Below are 14,288 nucleotides of genomic sequence, written 5' to 3'. Positions count from 1 at the left end.
CACATCGTAATTGCCCCCAAACTACGCATCTGCGCTGCGTCGGTAGGCCGTCCACATCTCGTGCATGCGGTCGGCCTGACCTTGGGTGAACTCCGACATGCACCGGTCGTGGGTGTAGTCCATGTAGTTGCGCATCGGGTCGGAGCCGGCGTGGGCGCAGGTGTCCTTGCCCTCGGGGCAGCCCTCGGTCGCGCGGGCCTCGGGGGCGGTGTCGGCGATGCCGTCGCCCGGCTCGTCGCAGCCGTTCTCGAAGGTGTGGAACAGGCCGAGCCAGTGGCCGATCTCGTGGACGCCGGTGTAGCCCTTGTCGTAGTTGGTCATCGGGCCGCCGGGCAGGCTGCGCCAGTCGATCACGACGCCGTCGAGGGCGGGGGCGCCGGCGTACCAGTAGGGGTAGCTGGCGAAGCCCAGCATGAGCTCGCTGAGCTGGGCGATGTAGAGGTTGAGCGTCTGGGCGCCGCCCTGGTGCAGGCGGGTCTTCATGTCCTTCTCGCCGCCGACGGGGTCGGTGAACCAGCCGGCGTTCTCCTTGACGGAGACCGACTCCAGCTTGAAGCGCACGCCGGTGTCGACGCCTCCGTTGCGGCCGGCGTAGGCGGCGTTGAGCACGTCGATCTGGGCCTTGACCGCCTGCTCGGAGACCTTGCGGCGGCCGTCGGTGAGGACGACCACCCGGGTAGGCACGGTGATGTGCGCAGGCACGGCCACCCCGCGCAGCCGCACCTTCAACTCGGCCATGACCTTGGCGACGTCCTCGGGGAGCGGCGAGCGCGGGCCGGTCGCCTTCGACACGCCCGCAGTCGGGCGCGCGGTCGGACGCGCGGTCGGGCGCGCGGCCGGACGCGCAGTTGGGCGCGCAGTCGGACGCGTGCTCAGGCGCGCGGCCGACGATTGGCAGGGCGACGTCGGGGTGGCGTCGAGCGGGAGCGGCGGGGCGAGCCCGGCCGCCAGCAGGCATGCCAACGAGACGGCGGTCGCGCGCCGGGCCATGCAATCCCCCCGTGACGGTATGGGCTGGTCAGATTACCGACCGTAGCCTCACCCGAGGGGATTGGGCTTCAGCAACACTCACTGCTTCTTGTCGTCACCCCCGCCGCCCGACGGAAGACCTTCGTAGATCTCCTTGCACTCGGGGCAGACCGGGTATTTCTTCGGGTCCCGGCTGGGCACCCAGACCTTGCCGCACAGGGCGCGGATGGGTGTGCCCGTCACCATGCTCTCGGTGATCTTGTGCTTGTCCGCGTAGTGGGCGAAGCGCTCGTGGTCGCCGTCACCGTGAGAGGTGCGCGGCGTGGTCTCCTGCTCTGGGAGGATCTTCGTGCTCACCCCATCGAGTTTATGCCCGCCGGCGAGCGGTCCCGCGTACCGCGCCGGCGTGGCAGCGCGGCGAGCCCGGGGAGCCAGCCGAGGACGATTCCCCAGATCAGCCCCACGGCCAGGCCGCCGCCGAGATAGCCCAGATAGGCGCCGATCCCGGCCTGCGCGACCGTGGCGAGCAGGGCCGCGCGCAGCAGGTTCACCATGACCGCGGCGGCCAGGAACCTGCCCCAGGTGCGCCAGAAGCCGCCGCGCGTGGCCGCCAGCGCGCCGACCAGGGCGAGCGCCAGGACCGTGTCGGCGAGCGTGAGCAGCCACGTCGTCTCGCCGAGGGGGACGACGCGCAGGCCCGGCAGCGCGTACGGGGCCCCGACCGCGGACGGCACGGCCAGGTAGCCGACCCTCGTGACCAGGGCCGCGCCGAACAGACCGAACCCCAGGACGATCAAGAAGGCGACGATCGCCGGCAGGCTATTGCGAACAAGGCTCATGTTCGGCAGGCTAGCCGCGTCCATGATTCTGATGGAAGACCCCATTTCCCGGCATCCGCGGAGATCAGATGAAGCGTGCCAGGTTGCTCGCGACGACAGCCGTGCTCGTCCTGCTGGCCGGAGGCGCCGTCGCCGCCGCGACCAGGGACGCTCCCCCGTCCACGCCCCGCTATGTCACCGACGACCGGGGACGGGCGCTGATCCTGCACGGCTTCAACACGGCGAGCAGCGCCAAGGGCGCCCCCGACGCCCTGCCCGAGCTGGCCCCGGACGACATCGACCGCGAGTACCGGGACATGGGCACCAACTTCGTGCGGTTCCTCATCCAGTGGCGGGCCGTGGAGCCCTCCCCCGGCACCTATGACACGAAATATCTGGACAAGGTGGCTGAGCGGGTGCGGTGGTACTCCGACCGCGGCTACCAGGTCATGCTCGACATGCACCAGGACCTGTGGGGCAACGGCATCACCCCCACCGGCGTCGCCGGCAACGGCGCGCCCGGCTGGGCCACCCACACCGACGGCCTGCCGGTGGCCACCGACCACTTCACCTGGGAGATGTACTACCTGGAACCCGGCGTCATCCGGGCCTTCGACCACTTCTGGAACACCACCGGCGAGCACCCCGAGCTGATGGACCACTACGCCAAGGCGTGGGCGGCGGTCGCGGCCCGCTTCAAGGACGTGCCGGGCGTTCTCGGGTACGACCTGATGAACGAGCCGTGGGGCGGCTCGGTCCAGGGCGCGGCGTTCGAGACCGGCCCCCTGGCCACCCTCTACCGCAAGAGCATCGAGCGGATCAGGGCGGTCGACCAGGACAGCTGGATCTTCCTGGAGCCGCAGGCCGTGGGCGTCAACTGGGGGCTGCCGTCGTCGCTGCCGCGCTTCGACGACCCGCGCGGCGGACCGCCGCGCATCGCCTTCGCCCCGCACGTCTACCCGCTGCCGCTGGACCTCGGGGACGACTACGCCGCGGGCTCCAAGGAGTGGACCGACCGCACGCTGGGCTGGTGGCGCGACAACATCGCGCGGACGGCCGAGCGCATGGGGGCGCCGGTCCTGCTGGGCGAGTTCGGGCTGGACATGACCCGGCCCGGCGCGTCCGACCTGGTGCGGAAGGTCCAGGGGCTGAGCGACGAGGTGGGCACCGGCATGGCCTACTGGTCGCGGGACGCCGACGCCTGGGGGCCGTACGACGTGAAGGGGAAGGCCACCGCGTTGCCGGGCGCGTACGTCAGGGCGTACCCGAGGGCGATCGGCGGCGTCCCGGTCGGCGTGAGCTACGGCGAGAACCGCCTCCAGGTGGTCTTCGACGCCAACGAGACCGGCCCCACCGAGATCTACCTGCCCGAGCGCGGCTTCCCGAACGGCGCCCGGGTGGACGGCGGCACCGCCGCCTGGAACGCCGCCAGGCGCATCCTGACGGTCACCACCAAGACCTCGGGCCGCGTCGTCCTGACCGTCACCCCCGCATAAACCGGACCCGGACAACCGTCACCCCCGCACAACCGGACCCGGACAACCGTCACCCCCGCACAACCGGACCCGGACAGCGGAACGGCCCCCGCCACGCAGGCGGGGGCCGTTCCGGCGGGACGCGGTCAGCCCATGTGGACCGGCGCGCCCTCGCTCTTCCGGCCGGCCTTGACGAACAGCGTCAGCAGGGCCGTCAGCACCGCGACACCGGTGCTGACCAGGAAGGCGAGGTGCATGCCGTCCATGAACGAGTGGTGCACGGCGTCGGTGACCACCTGCGGCAGCCCGGGAGGCGCCGCGCCGAACGCGGCGGCCTTCTCCAGCAGCGGGAGCTGCGCGGGCGGGATCGCCTGCGCCGCCGGGCCGAGGTAGCCGGGCAGGGTGTCGGCGATCTCGCCGGCCATCACGGCGCCCAGGATCGCGGTGCCGAGCGCGCCGCCGACCTGCATGGCCGACTGCTGCACGCCGCCCGCGACACCGCTCAGCTCGACCGGCGCGTTGCCCACGATGATCTCGGTCGCGCCGACGAACACCGGCGAGAGACCGAAGGCCAGCAGCACGAACGGCAGGCCGCTCTCGATGAACGAGGCGTCGATGCTGAGACGCGACATGAGGAACATCGAGCACGCGGTGATCAGCAGACCGGCGGCCATCGTGATCTTCGGCCCCAGCTTGCCGATCGCCATGCCGGCCAGCGGCGAGGCCACGATCATGCCCGCGCTCATCGGCAACATCCGCAGACCCGCCTCCAGCGGGGTCAGGCCGTGCACGCCCTGGAAGAAGAAGCCCAGGAAGAACATCGCGCCGAACATGGCGAACGCGACCATCATCATCAGCAGGGTGCCGATCGAGATCGAGGCGTTCTTGAACAGCGACAGCGGCACCAGCGGCTGCTTGGCCCTGCTCTGCCAGAAGATGAACGCGGCGATGAGCACCACGAACGCGCCGATGAAGGTCAGCGTCGTCGAGTCGCCCCAGCCCCACTCGGGGGCCTTGATGATCGTCCAGACCAGCGAGAACATCGCGCCCGACAGCAGCAGCACGCCGAGCCAGTCGATCCTGGCGAACGTCTGGACGCGGTTCTCCTTGATCAGGAAAATGCCCATGATCAGCGCGACGATGCCCACCGGGGCGTTGATGAAGAAGACCGACTCCCAGCTCACCTTCTCCACCAGCACGCCGCCCACGATCGGGCCGGCGGCGCTGGACAGGCCGATGATCGCACCCCAGGCCCCCATGGCCTGGTTCAGCTTCTCACCGGGGAAGGCGCCACGCAGCAGGGCCAGGGCGGCCGGCTGGAGCAGGGCGCCGAAGAGGCCCTGCAGCACCCGCAGGCCGATCAGCGCCCCGACCGGCGACACGCCGGGAACGATGTCGGCCAGTTCCTGGCTGAGACCGATGCCGATCGAGGACAGAGCGAAGCCGGTCACGCCGATCAGGAAGACGCGCTTGTGCCCGAACAGGTCGCCGAGCTTGCCCGCCGTGATCAGGAACACGGCCAGCGCGAGCAGGTAACCGCTGGTCACCCACTGCAGGTCGGACAACGACGCCTTCAACTCCATCTGGATGACGGGGTTGGCGATGCCCACCACCGTGCCGTCCAGCATCACCATGATGACGCCGAGGCTGACCGCCAACAGCACCAGCCACGGGTTTCCGCCACCTGTCCCCGTCTTACCGAGGCCGGGCGACGACGGTTCGACGACCGCCTTCGCGTTAGCCATAAGGTCCCCCTCAGTCACATACCGCTCAACTGCGGCATAGGTCTCGTAAGCCTCAGGTAGGGTATGTCAGGCGATGACTTATGACAAACGATTTTAAAAAGACGCCGCATGACTTCTGGCACACTGTGACAGAAAGGTGGCGAAGGGGTGTCCGCTGTGGGTCTACGGGAACGCAAGAAGGAGAAGACGCGCCTCGCGCTCCTCGACGCGGCGCTCGACCTGTTCCTCGAACAAGGATACGAGTCCACCACGATCGAGCAGATAGCGGGGGTCGTCGAAGTCTCTCCCCGCACCTTCTTCCGCTACTTCACCAGCAAGGACCATCTCGTTCTGTGGTTCCACGACCACGGCGAGGAGATCCTGCTGGAGGAGTTCGCCGCTCGTCCCGCGGACGAGCCCCCGTTCACGTCGCTCATGCACGGCCTGCGGGCCATGGTGGACGACATGCAGGGGTCAACGCCGGAGGACACCGAGAGGTTCCTGAAGCTGCGGCAACTATTCGATAAATATCCACATCTGGTGGGACAGTCGGTGGCCCGGGGCGCCATGACGGAGACCCGGCTGGCCGAGGCCGTCGCCGCCCGCAGAGGGGTCGCCCCCGAGGACGATCAGCTGACGTACCTGATCGTGGCGTTCGCGATGTCCACCATGCGCATCGGCTTCGAGTGCCCCCGCAGGGAGACCACCATGCCGGAGATCGTCTCGCGCATCTCCGAGGCGGTCGCGCTGGCCGAGGCGTCGCTGCGGCCCGGCTGGGACACCCGCCCGGCGGCCTAGTTCATCGTGGGGTCGTCGGGGCAGGTCGCCACGAAGGCCAGCTCGCCCGGCTGGCGCCGCAGCACGTGCCGCCAGAGCGAGCCGGGGTCGCCGTGGAAGGTGTCGCCGTCCTCGGAGTCGACGACGTACCAGGCGCCTTCGGCGATCTCGCTCTCCAGCTGGCCGGAGGTCCAGCCGGCGTACCCGGCGAAGATCCGCATCTGCGCGATCTCGCCCTGGAGGATCTCGGGGGGCGCGTCGAGGTCGACCGTGCCCAGCCGGGAGACGGCCGGGGTGCCGGCGTGGAGCCTGCGCCAGCCGAGCGGCTCCTCCCCGCTCGGGACCGCCGCGAGGGCGAGGGCGCTGTCGGTCTGCACGGGACCGCCCTCGAACAGCACCGGCGGCCCGGTCACCAGCGGGTCCCAGACCGGCAGCACCTGCGTGACCGAGATGTCGCTGGGCCGGTTGAGCACCACGCCGAGCGTGCCGCCGTCGTGGTCGTGTTCCAGGATCAGCACGACGCTACGCCGGAAGTTGGGATCGTCAAGAAGCGGCGTCGCCACCAACAAACCGCCGACGTAGATCGCTTCCGCCATACCTCCATCATGAGGGGTGTGACGGGCTTCCGCTCCCCCGGCTCGGCCATGTTACTTTCTGTGCGCTTATGGGCACGATCTGTGGCAAAGATCACGCTTGCGGGGCTCGGGAGGAGCACATGCGCATCGGTACACGCCTCGTCCTGGCCGCCCTTCCCGTGGGCGCGGCCGTGCTGCTCCCGTCGTCCGCGCAGGCGTGGCCGCTGCCCGACCGGGGTGATCCGTTCACGATGACGACCGACCGGATCGCGTGCGGTTCGGGGTCCGTACGGGTCACGCTGCGCAACCAGACCCCCCAGCTCGCCCGGTTCGACCTGCGGGTGGACGCGCGGAGCGTGGCGACCGGCTCGATCCCGGCCCGCAAGCAGGTGGTCAGGACGGTCCGGATCGACCGGGGCACCACCCGCGAGATCGAGGCGTTCTCGGTCACCGACACCCATCCCGACACGCTGCTCGACTCCACCCGGGTGCGCAACGACTGCGCCTGGGGGCGGGAGCGCAGGCACGGCCGCCTGCCGTACACCGGGCCGCCGTCCGACCTGTGGGGCAAGCTGGCGACGGCGGCCGGGCTCGTGGTGATGGGCGGGATCATGTGGTGGTACGGCTCCGTCTGGCCCCGTTCGGTCCCCGACGGCCCCCTGTGACCCCGCCCGTGCCCCCGCCCGCGCGAGAGGCCCCGTCGTGCCGCGTCAGGCGTCCCGCGGGACGAACGCGCCCGCCCGCGCCGCGGCCAGCGTGCGCAGCGCCGCGTCCCGGGCGACCTCCAGGTCCACCGGCTCCTTGGTGACCAGCAGGCGGTAGTAGAGCGGCGCGGAGATCGCCCGGATCACCTCCATGCCGTCGGTGCCCTCGGGCAGCTCACCCCGTTTCACCGCGAGGTCGACGACCTTCGCCCACTCCTCGATGCGCCGCAGATAGAACGCGCGCAACGCCTGGACGGCCTGCGCGTCGGAGGTGCCCGCCGCGATCACCGCCTGGAACGTGGCCCCGAGCCGGTGGTCGGTGACCGCGCCCACGACGGCCCCGGCGTTGGCCAGCAGGTCGCCCTCGATGGATCCCGTGTCGGCGTGCGGTGACGACTGCTCGGCCAGCTCGGTCATCAGGTCCGTCACCAGCCCGGCCCTGCTGCCCCAGCGCCGGTAGACCGTGGTCTTGCCCACGCCGGCCCTGGCCGCCACCTGGTCCATGGTCAGCCCATGGAAACCGTGCTCGACCAGCTCGTCCTGAGTGGCCTCCAGCACGGCCGCGCGCACGCGCGCGGTGCGGCCCCCTGGCCGCACAGTCCCCGCCAAACGGGACTCTTGTTCCATTAATGCCCCTTTCGTGCTATCGTCGTGCCGCATCTTAACGGAACTCGCGTCCCATTAGGGGGATGGCATGACCGTGCTCGCCGATCGGCCCCGATCCGATCGCATGACGTCCGCGCAGCGGCTGGTTCTGGTGCTCCTGCTGGGGTCCCAGTTCATGCTCGCCGTGGACTTCTCCATTCTGAACGTGGCGCTGCCGGTGATCGGTTCAGGTCTCGGCTTCGCGCTGTCCGACCTCCAGTGGGTGGCCACGGCGTTCGCGTTGGCCGCCGCCGGGTTCACGTTGCTCTTCGGCAGGATCGCCGACCTGTTCGGGCGGCGCCGGCTGTTCCTGGCGGGCATGGTGCTGCTGGGGGTCTCCTCGCTGGCCGGCGGCCTGGCCGTCTCACCCGGCATGCTGCTGGTCGCCCGGGTCGCCCAGGGCCTGGCCACGGCCGTCGTCACGCCCGCCGGGCTCGCGCTGCTGACCACGTCGTTCCCCGAGGGGCCGCTGCGGGCCAGGGCGCTCGGCCTGAACGGCGCGCTGATGTCGGCCGGGTTCACCTCGGGCGCGATCCTGGGCGGGCTGCTGACCGAGTTGCTGAGCTGGCGGTGGGCGTTCTTCGTCAACGTGCCCGTCGCGCTGGCCGTGGTCGTCGCCGCGCCCGTGGTGCTGAAGGAGAGCCGTCCCGCCGAGCGGCCCGGGATGGACCTGCCCGGCGCGGTGAGCGTGACCGCCGGCCTGCTCGCGCTGGTCTTCGGCCTGACCAGGGCCGGCGAGCACGGCTTCGCCGACCTCCTCGGCCTGGGCGCGCTCGCCGCCGGCGCCGCCCTGCTCGTCGCCTTCTGGTACGTCGAGCGCCGGGCCGCCGCGCCCTGGTGCCCGTCTCGATCCTGGCCCGGCCCAACGTCACCTGGGGCAACCTGGCCGGGCTGATCGCCTTCGCCACGGAGACGTCCCTCGTCTTCCTGATGACCCTCTACCTGCAGAAGGTGCTCGGCTACTCGGCCCTGGCGACCGGGCTGGCGTTCGGGGTGCTGGGGCTCGGCACCGTGCTCGGCGGCGTGCTCGCGCCCCGGGTCCTCGGCCGGCTCGGCAGGGGGCGGGCGCTGGCGGCCGGGTTCGGGCTCCAGGCCGTCGCGACGGCGTCGCTGGCGCTGCTGGGCACCGGTCCCGGATGGATCTGGCTGCTGCTGGCGGCCACGTTCGCGGGCGGGATCGGGAACATGGTGGCGATCGTCGGGTTCATGGTGACGGCCACGTCCGGTCTGCCGGACTCCGAGCAGGGTCTGGCCACCGGCCTGGCGACGATGACGCAGCAGGTCGGCATCACCATGGGCATCCCGGTCATGAGCGCCGTGGCCACGGCCGCGATGGGCACCGTGCTCCAGGGGGTGATCGTGGCGGTGCTCGTCAACGCCGCACTCACGGTCGGCGGAGCACTGATTTCCCGCAAGCGTTCGGCAATGTCGAACTGATCTGCGCTAGGGTGGCCGCCGTGGGAGAGACGATTCAATCGGTGGAACGGGCGGCCGCGATCCTGCGGCTGCTCGCATCCGGCCCCCGCCAGCTCGGCGTGGCGGAGCTGGCCAGGGCGCTGGGCCTGCCCAAGGGCACGCTCCACGGCATCCTGCGCACGCTGGTCCGCGTCGGCTTCGTCGAGCAGGACACCGCGACCGGCAAGTACCGGCTCGGGGCCACCCTGCTCCACCTGGGCAGCAGCTACCTCGACGTCAACGAGCTGCGCACCCGCTCGATCAACTGGGCCGACGCCCTGGCCGGGCGGAGCAGGGAGAGCGCCTGGATCGGCACCCTGCACGAGGGGCACGTGCTGGTGATCCACCACGTGTTCCGCCCGGACGACAGCATGCAGACCCTCCAGGTCGGCACCTACCTGCCGACGCACGCCAGCGCGCTCGGCAAGGTGCTGCTCGCCTACGACCCGTACGGGGAGTCGCTCGCGGCCCCGCCGCTGCCGGCGTACACCGACCGGACGCTGGTCGACGCCGCCAAGCTGGAGGAGGACCTGGAGCAGGTCCGGGCCAGGGGGTGGGCGGCCGAGATGGAGGAGCTCACCGAGGGCGAGGTCGCCATCGCCGCCCCGATCAAGGACCCGCGCGGCCTCGTGGTGGGCGCCATCGGCATCCGCGGCGCGGTCGAACGGCTGACCTCCGACGGCGCCCTGACCATGGAGTACGTCTCCTACGTCCGCGACGCCGCCCGCGCGATCACCCGCGATCTGGCCAGATGACCGGTTGAACAACACCGGGGCAAACACGTAACATCGCTCACATCGTTCGACAATGTCGAACCCCGACTCCCAAGCGAGGAACCTCGTGCCTCGACCGCACTACATCGCAGCCATCGACCAGGGCACCACGTCCAGCCGGTGCATCGTCTTCGACCAGGCCGGCAACATCGTCACCGTCGCCCAGCGCGAGCACCGCCAGATCTTCCCCAAGCCGGGCTGGGTCGAGCACGACGCCGAGGAGATCTGGCAGTCGGTCCGGACCGTCATGGCCGAGGCCACCGAGGGGCTCGACATCGCCGCGCTGGGCATCACCAACCAGCGCGAGACCACCGTCCTGTGGGACCGGGAGACCGGGCGTCCCGTCTGCCCCGCGATCGTGTGGCAGGACACCAGGACCGACGCGCTCACCCGCGCGCTCGCCGAGCACGAGGGGCTGTTCAAGGAGAAGGCCGGCCTGCCGCTGACCACGTACTTCTCCGGGCCCAAGATCCGCTGGCTGCTCGACGCGTACGGGCTGCACGAGCGGGCCGAGCGCGGCGACGTGCTGTTCGGCACGATGGACAGCTGGCTGCTGTGGAACCTGACCGGCCGCCACCTGACCGACGTGACCAACGCCAGCCGCACGATGCTGATGAACATCCACACGCTGAGCTGGGACGACGACCTGCTCACCGCCCTCGGCGTGCCGCGCGCGATGCTGCCGGAGATCCGCCCGTCCGCCGAGGTCTACGGCCACACCGCGGCCGGCGTGCCGGTGGCCTCCGCGCTCGGCGACCAGCAGGCGGCGCTGTTCGGCCAGACCTGCTTCGAGCCCGGCGAGACCAAGAGCACCTACGGCTCGGGCAGCTTCCTGCTGATGAACACCGGCCAGGACCCCGTCGTCTCCCGGCACGGCCTGCTGACCACCGTCGGCTACCAGATCGGCGACGGCCCGGCCACGTACGCGCTGGAGGGCGCGATCGCCGTCACCGGCTCGCTGGTGCAGTGGCTGCGCGACAACCTGGGCCTGATCTCCAGCGCCGCCGAGATCGAGACGCTGGCCAAGACCGTCGACGACAACGGCGGCTGCTACTTCGTCCCGGCCTTCTCGGGGCTGTTCGCGCCCCACTGGCGCTCCGACGCGCGCGGCGTGATCGCCGGGCTGACCGGGTTCGTCACCAAGGGGCACATCGCGCGGGCCGTCCTGGAGGCCACCGCCTGGCAGACCCGCGAGGTCGTCGACGCAATGAACGCCGACTCCGGCCTCGACCTGACCACGCTGCGCGCCGACGGCGGCATGACGGCCGACAACCTGCTCATGCAGACGCTGGCCGACGTGCTGGCCGTTCCCGTGATCAGGCCGATGGTCGCCGAGACCACCGCGCTCGGCGCCGCGTACGCCGCCGGCCTGGCCACCGGCTACTGGCCCGACCTCGACAGCCTGCGCGCCAACTGGCACAAGGCGTCGGAGTGGCGGCCGGAGATCGACGAACAGGTCCGCGCGCGGGAGTACCGCAATTGGAAGAAGGCCGTGGCCCGCACCCTCGACTGGGTCGAACAGTAGGACTGGAGCACGTCATGAACATCGCCATCGGCGCCGACCGGGCCGAGATCCGGCACGAGCTCTCCCGCGCCACGTACGACCTGCTGGTGATCGGCGGCGGCATCCTCGGCACCTCCGTCACCTGGATGGCCGCGCAGGCCGGGCTGCGGGTGGCGATGGTCGAGGCGGGCGACTTCGCCGGGGCCACCTCCAGCGCGTCGTCCAAGCTGGTCCACGGCGGCCTGCGCTACCTGCAGACCGGCAACGTCAAGCTGGTCGCCGAGAACCACCGCGAACGCCGTGCCCTGGCCGCCGACATCGCGCCCCACCTGGTCAAACCGCTCAGCTTCCTGGTGCCGATCTACAAGGGCGGCCCGCACGGCGCGGCCAAGCTCGGCGCCGGCGTCTTCCTGTACTCCGCGCTGTCGGTGTTCGGCGACGGCATGGGCAAGGTCATCACGCCGCACCAGGCCATGACCCGCGTCCCCGCGCTGCGCAGCGAAGGTCTGCGCGCCGCCGCCGTCTACGGCGACCACCAGATGAACGACAGCCGCGTCGCCGTCATGACCGTGCGCGCGGCCGTCGACGCGGGGGCGGTCGTGCTCAACCACGCCGAGGTCGTCGGACTGCGCAAGTCGGGCGGCAACGCGACCGGCAACGTGACCGGGGCCGAGCTGCGCGACCGCCTCGACGGCACCGAGTTCGGGGTGGACGCCCGGCTCGTCCTCAACGCCACCGGCCCGTGGGTGGACCACCTGCGCCGGATGGAGGACCCGCACGCGGCGCCGAGCATCAGGCTCTCCAAGGGCGCCCACCTGGTCATGCGCCGCCACGACCCGTGGAAGGCCGCGCTCACCACGCCGATCGACAAGTACCGGGTCTCCTTCGCCATCCCGTGGGAGGACCACCTGCTGCTCGGCACCACCGACGAGGCCTACGAGGGCGACCCGGCCGACGTGCGCGCCACCGACGCCGACATCGCCCAGATCCTCGACGAGGCCGGTCACGCCGTACGCGACTGCCAGCTCCGCCGTGAGGACATCACCTACGCCTTCGCCGGGCTGCGCGTGCTGCCCGGCGGCCCCGGGCAGGTGTCGGCCGCCAAGCGGGAGACCGTGGTGACCAGGGGCGCGGGCGGCATGTTGTCGGTCGCGGGCGGCAAGTGGACCACCTACCGGCACATCGGCAGGCACGTCCTGGAGACCCTCTCCCGCCTGCCGGGCCGGCCGCTCGGCGACGACCTGGCCGACATCCTGCCCGCCGTGCCGCTGCCGGGCCTGGCCAGCCCGGACGCCGTCGCCATGCGCCTGTGGACCGAACGCGAGCCGGGCGCCCGCATGGACCCGCTGGTCGCCCGCAACCTGGCCACCCACTACGGCACGATCGCCTTCGACGTGGCCCGGCTCATCCGCGACGACCCCTCGCTCGGCGAGCGCATCCACCCCGACGGGCCCGACATCTGGGCCCAGGCCGTCTACGCCCGCGACCACGAGTGGGCGGCCACCGTCGACGACGTCGTTCGCCGCCGTACCACGCTCACCGTGCGCGGCCTCGACACGCCCGACGTCCGCACCCGCATCGAGCAGCTCCTCGCCTGACCGTCACCCGGGCGGCGGCGGCGCCCCGCCGCCGCGGCTGCGACGAACGTCACCGCAGTTCACAGGTTCGAAGCGGCCGGTACGGGGAATCCGAGATGGCGCATCCGCCGCCTCCCGACGAGGCGGCGGGCCGCCTACCGGCCGAACCCTCTTCTGCCGCCCCTACGGAGGTGACGTCATGTCCGCCAAGTCCCGGCTGCACATCGCGATGGTGGCTCCCCCGCGGTTCGAGAACCCGCCCCGCTCGTACGGCGGTGTCAAGGTCATGATGGACGACCTCGCGCGGTCCCTGCTCAGACTGGGCCACCAGGTCACCCTGATCGGCGCGGGCCGGTCGGGCACGTCCCCGCACGTCCTGGCCGCCTACACCGAGCCGCCTTCCCACCCGCTCGACGAACCCGCCCCTAGGGCGGCGGTCCCCGACGTCCGGCCGGCGGACCTGGACGTGGACGTCGTCCACGACCACTCCCCGGCCGGCTCGGTGACCGCCCTGAACCCCCGGATCCCGACGGTGACGACCGTGCACGGCCCGGCCTCGGGCGAGCAGGCCGAGCGCTACCGCCGGCTCGGCGACTCCGTCGGCCTGGTGTCCACCTCGACGTTCCAGCGTATGCAGGCCCCCGACCTCAACTGGCTGGGCACCGTGCACAACGGCGTGGACCTGAAGAGCTTCCCCTTCCGCGAGCGCAAGGAGGACTACGCGCTCTTCCTCGGCCGGTTCAGCCCCGGCAAGGGCGCCCACCTGGCCATCGACGCCGCCCGGCGGGCCGGCCGGCGCATCGTGCTCGCCGGCCGGTTGAACGAGCCGTCCGAGCACGAGTACTTCGACCGCCACATCCGCCCCCGGCTCGGCGACGACGCCGTCTACGTCGGCGAGGCCGACGGAGCGCGCAAGCGCGAGCTGCTGGCCGACGCCCACTGCCTGCTCTTCCCCAGCCGCCGGGAGGAGGCGTTCGGCATGGTCATGATCGAGGCCATGGCGAGCGGCACCCCGGTGGTCGCGCTGCGGGGCGGCGCCGTGGGCGAGGTCCTCGTCGACGGCATCACCGGTTACGTCTGCGACGACCCCGCCGACCTGGCCGAGGCGGTCGAGGCCGCGGGCGGCCTGAACCCGGCCGACTGCCGCATGCACGTCAAGCGCAACTTCGACGCGCTCGGCATGGCCATGGGCTACGAGAAGATCTACGAGCTGAGCATCCGCGACCGGCGTCCGGCGCCGTTCGCCGCCTGACCCGCGCGTCCCCGTGCGGCGGATCGCCGCCGCACGGGGT

The 14,288-nt window shown here is 71.3% G+C and carries 15 protein-coding genes; 9 read left to right on the top strand and 6 right to left on the bottom strand.

Translation table 11 applies throughout. The annotated features are described in order from the left end of the window. Positions 1-21: 21 nt before the first annotated feature. The 3 genes from AB0C33_RS04465 to AB0C33_RS04455 form a co-directional block, all read right to left on the bottom strand. A complete protein-coding gene (locus AB0C33_RS04465) occupies positions 22-792 on the bottom strand; it encodes a zinc metalloprotease (RefSeq protein WP_358283523.1) in 771 nt (256 codons plus the stop codon). Between the two features lie 276 nt (positions 793-1,068). Next, positions 1,069-1,326, bottom strand: a complete 258-nt coding sequence (locus tag AB0C33_RS04460; protein ID WP_358283521.1) for a DUF3039 domain-containing protein — start codon at positions 1,324-1,326, stop codon at positions 1,069-1,071. After that, complete coding sequence (locus AB0C33_RS04455; RefSeq protein ID WP_358283519.1) at positions 1,323-1,808, bottom strand: hypothetical protein; 486 nt, start codon at positions 1,806-1,808, stop codon at positions 1,323-1,325. Before AB0C33_RS04455 ends, AB0C33_RS04460 begins: the two co-directional genes overlap by 4 nt. A 68-nt stretch (positions 1,809-1,876) precedes the next feature. On the opposite strand from AB0C33_RS04455, the gene AB0C33_RS04450 reads away from it, so the two are divergent. Continuing rightward, a complete protein-coding gene (locus tag AB0C33_RS04450; protein ID WP_358283517.1) occupies positions 1,877-3,283 on the top strand; it encodes a cellulase family glycosylhydrolase in 1,407 nt (468 codons plus the stop codon). A gap of 125 nt (positions 3,284-3,408) precedes the next feature. Here the strand turns inward: AB0C33_RS04450 and AB0C33_RS04445 are convergent, their stop codons facing one another. Then, a complete protein-coding gene (locus tag AB0C33_RS04445) occupies positions 3,409-5,007 on the bottom strand; it encodes an MFS transporter (RefSeq protein WP_352350086.1) in 1,599 nt (532 codons plus the stop codon). A 147-nt stretch (positions 5,008-5,154) separates the two neighbouring features. On the opposite strand from AB0C33_RS04445, the gene AB0C33_RS04440 reads away from it, so the two are divergent. Then, positions 5,155-5,784: a TetR family transcriptional regulator gene (locus tag AB0C33_RS04440; RefSeq protein ID WP_358283515.1), complete on the top strand. Its 630-nt coding sequence runs from the start codon at positions 5,155-5,157 to the stop codon at positions 5,782-5,784. On the opposite strand, the gene AB0C33_RS04435 is transcribed toward AB0C33_RS04440, so the two are convergent. Further along, complete coding sequence (locus tag AB0C33_RS04435) at positions 5,781-6,359, bottom strand: YqgE/AlgH family protein (RefSeq protein WP_358283513.1); 579 nt, start codon at positions 6,357-6,359, stop codon at positions 5,781-5,783. The two genes, AB0C33_RS04440 and AB0C33_RS04435, sit on opposite strands and share 4 nt — an antisense overlap. 119 nt (positions 6,360-6,478) lie before the next feature. Between AB0C33_RS04435 and AB0C33_RS04430 the strand changes: the two genes are divergently transcribed. Beyond that, positions 6,479-7,003, top strand: a complete 525-nt coding sequence (locus tag AB0C33_RS04430) for a hypothetical protein (protein WP_358283512.1) — start codon at positions 6,479-6,481, stop codon at positions 7,001-7,003. A 45-nt stretch (positions 7,004-7,048) separates the two neighbouring features. Here AB0C33_RS04430 and AB0C33_RS04425 read toward each other — a convergent pair whose 3' ends face one another. Beyond that, on the bottom strand, positions 7,049-7,669 hold the full coding sequence (locus AB0C33_RS04425; protein WP_358283510.1) for a TetR/AcrR family transcriptional regulator: 621 nt from the start codon (positions 7,667-7,669) through the stop codon (positions 7,049-7,051). Positions 7,670-7,772: 103 nt separating this feature from the next. Between AB0C33_RS04425 and AB0C33_RS04420 the strand changes: the two genes are divergently transcribed. From AB0C33_RS04420 to AB0C33_RS04395, 6 genes are all read left to right on the top strand, one after another. Beyond that, positions 7,773-8,582 carry an MFS transporter gene (locus tag AB0C33_RS04420; RefSeq protein ID WP_358283508.1) on the top strand — a complete coding sequence of 270 codons (810 nt, stop codon included), beginning with the start codon at positions 7,773-7,775 and terminating at the stop codon, positions 8,580-8,582. Then, entirely contained in the window at positions 8,525-9,124 is a 600-nt protein-coding gene (locus tag AB0C33_RS04415) for an MFS transporter (protein WP_358283506.1), read from the top strand. Before AB0C33_RS04420 ends, AB0C33_RS04415 begins: the two co-directional genes overlap by 58 nt. Positions 9,125-9,144: 20 nt before the next feature. Then, positions 9,145-9,897 carry an IclR family transcriptional regulator gene (locus AB0C33_RS04410; RefSeq protein WP_358283504.1) on the top strand — a complete coding sequence of 251 codons (753 nt, stop codon included), beginning with the start codon at positions 9,145-9,147 and terminating at the stop codon, positions 9,895-9,897. Positions 9,898-9,949: 52 nt separating this feature from the next. After that, entirely contained in the window at positions 9,950-11,440 is a 1,491-nt protein-coding gene (gene glpK, locus AB0C33_RS04405) for a glycerol kinase GlpK (RefSeq protein WP_358283502.1), read from the top strand. 14 nt (positions 11,441-11,454) lie between these two features. Continuing rightward, positions 11,455-13,017, top strand: a complete 1,563-nt coding sequence (locus tag AB0C33_RS04400; protein WP_358283500.1) for a glycerol-3-phosphate dehydrogenase/oxidase — start codon at positions 11,455-11,457, stop codon at positions 13,015-13,017. A 178-nt stretch (positions 13,018-13,195) separates the two neighbouring features. Continuing rightward, positions 13,196-14,248, top strand: coding sequence for a glycosyltransferase family 4 protein (locus AB0C33_RS04395; protein ID WP_358283499.1), 1,053 nt, complete (start codon positions 13,196-13,198; stop codon positions 14,246-14,248). Positions 14,249-14,288 lie beyond the last annotated feature (40 nt).

The sequence above is a fragment of the Nonomuraea sp. NPDC048881 genome, assembly GCF_040649795.1.
Lineage (GTDB): Bacteria > Actinomycetota > Actinomycetes > Streptosporangiales > Streptosporangiaceae > Nonomuraea.
Note: the sequence above shows the minus strand (reverse complement) of the source record. Positions and strands in the feature narration are given on the sequence as shown.